Origin of the sequence: Microbacterium sp. (genome assembly GCF_051953575.1) — a bacterium.
Taxonomy (GTDB): domain Bacteria; phylum Actinomycetota; class Actinomycetes; order Actinomycetales; family Microbacteriaceae; genus Microbacterium.
Genome location: NZ_JBQCIP010000185.1, coordinates 1 through 3,216, shown reverse-complemented (window position 1 = coordinate 3,216; position 3,216 = coordinate 1). Strand labels below are relative to the sequence as shown.

General features: G+C 70.2%; 3 protein-coding genes. All 3 read left to right on the top strand.

Annotation, left to right across the window (positions count from 1 at the left end; translation table 11 throughout):
• Positions 1-19 precede the first annotated feature (19 nt).
• Complete coding sequence (gene murA, locus ACTHNQ_RS11535; protein WP_440333519.1) at positions 20-1,339, top strand: UDP-N-acetylglucosamine 1-carboxyvinyltransferase; 1,320 nt, start codon at positions 20-22, stop codon at positions 1,337-1,339.
• A gap of 4 nt (positions 1,340-1,343) precedes the next feature.
• Complete coding sequence (locus ACTHNQ_RS11530) at positions 1,344-2,108, top strand: lysophospholipid acyltransferase family protein (protein WP_440333517.1); 765 nt, start codon at positions 1,344-1,346, stop codon at positions 2,106-2,108.
• Positions 2,098-3,216 (top strand): NAD(P)H-dependent glycerol-3-phosphate dehydrogenase (locus tag ACTHNQ_RS11525; protein WP_440333515.1); only part of this gene is annotated, 1,119 nt, incomplete at its 3' end. The genes ACTHNQ_RS11530 and ACTHNQ_RS11525, both read left to right, overlap by 11 nt.

Below are 3,216 nucleotides of genomic sequence, written 5' to 3'. Positions count from 1 at the left end.
GAAGTCGGGAGAGAAGCACGTGAACGGTGAAGTCCTCGCCATCCGCGGCGGTCGCCCTCTGACCGGGCGCGTCGAGGTGAAGGGCGCGAAGAACCTCGTCACCAAGGCGATGGTCGCCGCTCTCCTCGGCGAGACGACGAGCGTCCTGCGCGACGTCCCCGACATCAGCGACGTCGCCGTCGTCCGCTCGCTCCTCGAGGTCCACGGCGTACGCGTGTGGGACGGCGAGGAGGAGGGCACGCTCCACTTCGACCCGAGCGGCGCCGTCGCCGCGCACTTCGAAGAGATCGACGCCCACGCCGGCGCATCGCGCATCCCGATCCTCTTCTGCGGACCGCTGCTGCACCTGCTCGGCGAGGCGCTCATCCCGGACCTCGGCGGCTGCCGCATCGGCGACCGCCCCATCAACTTCCACATGGACGCGCTGCGCGCGTTCGGCGCGGTCGTCGACAAGAGCTACGAGGGCATCCGCATCACCGCCCCGAACGGCCTGCACGGCGCGAACATCGAGCTGCCGTACCCGAGCGTCGGTGCGACCGAGCAGGTGCTGCTCACCGCCGTGCGCGCGAAGGGCGTCACCGAGCTGCGCAACGCCGCCATCGAGCCCGAGATCATGGATCTGATCGCCGTGCTGCAGAAGATGGGCGCCATCATCTCGTACGAGCCCAACCGCGTCATCTTCATCGAGGGCGTCGACTCGCTGCAGGGCTACGACCACCGGGCGATCTTCGACCGCAACGAGGCCGCCTCGTGGGCGTGCGCGGCGCTCGCGACCGACGGCGACATCTTCGTGGGCGGTGCCCGCCAGCAGGAGATGCTGACGTTCCTCAACGTGTTCCGCAAGGCCGGCGGCTGGTTCGACGTCCGCGAGGACGGCATCCAGTTCCGCCGCGACGGCGCGCTCAAGCCCGTCGTCGTCGAGACGGACGTGCACCCCGGCTTCATGACCGACTGGCAGCAGCCGCTCATCGTCGCCCTCACGCAGGCCCAGGGCGTGTCGACCGTCCACGAGACGGTGTACGAGAACCGCCTGGGCTTCACCGAGGCGCTCAACCAGATGGGCGCCGACATCGTCGTGCACCCTGACGGCATCGACGCCCCCGACCGCCGCGTGCCCCGCCGGGCGCTCGAGCAGGCCGCCGTGATCAACGGCCCCACGCCCCTCCACGGCGCCGACGTCGTCGTGCCCGACCTTCGTGGCGGCTACAGCTACGTGATCGCGGCGCTCGCGGCGGAAGGCGAGTCGGTCGTGCGCAACATCGGCATCATCCGCCGCGGGTACGAGAAGTTCCTCACCAAGCTCGAGATGCTCGGTGCCGACTTCGACGTCATCGGGTGATCCGTTGAGCCCCCGCCGACCGCGCGCTTCGAGTGAGAAGACGCGTCCGAGCATCTTCTGGCCGCTCGCTGGCCTGCTGGTGCCGCTGCTGAGCCTGGTCTTCAAGCTCGAGATCGAAGACGGCGAGAAGCTGCCGCGCGACGGCGCTTATGTGCTGGCGCCGAACCACATGAGCGAGATCGACCCTCTCGTCGTCGCCCTCGCGGTGTGGCGCCTGGGCCGTGCGCCGCGGTTCATGGCGAAGGAGAGCCTGTTCCGCGTCCCTGTGCTCGGGTGGGTGCTGCGCCGCACCGGCATGGTCCCGGTCGCCCGCGCGACCTCGGCGGCCGCCGCGCGCGCGACCTTCGAAGCCTCCGAGACGCTGGTGCGGCACGGCCGCGGAGTGATCGTGTACCCGGAGGGCTCGCTCACCCGCGAGCCCGACCTGTGGCCGATGCGCGGCAAGACGGGCGCGGTTCGTCTCGCGCTGGCCGGCGGCATCCCCGTCATCCCGATGGCCCACTGGGGCTCGCAGCAGGTGATGCCCCGCTACGGCAAGCTCAAGCTGTGGCCGCTGCGACGTCGCGTGAAGGTGATCGTGGGCGACCCGGTCGACCTGTCGGCCTACGAGAACGCCGCGGCGTCGCAGACCGCGCTGGTGGCGGCCACCGACCTGGTGATGGCCGACATCGCCGGGCTGCTCTCGCAGCTGCGCGGCGAGCCTGCGCCCGCGACGCGGTGGAATCCCGCCGACCACGGGCAGAAAGAGACGGGGCGCCTTGAGTCGTAGGCAGGATTCCGCCCGGCCGCGCGTCGCCGTCGTCGGCGCCGGCAGCTGGGGCACCACGTTCGGCAAGATCCTCGCGGACGGCGGGGCGCACGTGACCATGTGGGCGCGCCGGCCGGAGCTCGCCGGCGAGATCCAGGAGGGCAAGCGCAACAGCGAGTACCTCCCGGGCATCAACCTCCCGCGGGACATGCATGCGACCCATCACCTGTCCGAGGCGCTGGACGGCGCCGAGCAGGTCTACCTGTCGATCCCCAGCCAGGCGGTGCGCCAGAACCTCAAGGCCGTGCGTCCGCTCATCGCGAAGACCGACGCTCCGATCGTGTCGCTCATGAAGGGCGTCGAGCGTCGCACCGGCCTGCGGATGAGCCAGGTCATCGAGCAGGAGCTGGGCTGCGACCCGGCCCGCATCGCGGTGGCCTCGGGCCCCAACCTCGCGCTCGAGATCGCGCGCGAGCAGCCCACCGCCGCAGTGATCGCCTCGACGAGCCAGGAGACGGCCGAGGCCGTGGCCCGTCGCGCGCGCAACACTTATTTCCGCACGTTCGTCAACACCGACGTGATCGGCACCGAGTTCGGCGGCGTGCTCAAGAACCTGATCGCCGTCGCGATCGGCATCGTGGACGGCGTCGGCTACGGCGAGAACACGAAGGCGTCGATCATCACGCGCGGTCTCGTCGAGATGACGGACTTCGCCGTCGCGTTCGGCGCGCAGCCTGAGACGCTGCAGGGACTTGCGGGGCTCGGCGACCTCATCGCGACATGCCAGTCGCCGCTCAGCCGCAACAACACCGCCGGGCGACTGCTCGGCCAGGGCTACCGCTTCGACGACGTGGTCAAGCAGATGAACCAGACCGCGGAGGGGCTCGCATCGGTCGCGCCCATCCTGCAGCTGGCGCGCGAGGTCGGCGTGCAGATGCCGATCGTCGAGCAGGTGAAGATGGTGCTCGACGGCACCATGAACCCTCGGGACATCGCGCCCCACCTCACGACAGACGACGACACCCCTCAGGGGGAGAGGACGCAGAATGGACAAGCCGGCGGTGGCGGTGCTCTTTGGCGGTCGATCCAGCGAGCACTCGATCAGTTCCGCAACGGCGGGCGGGGTGCT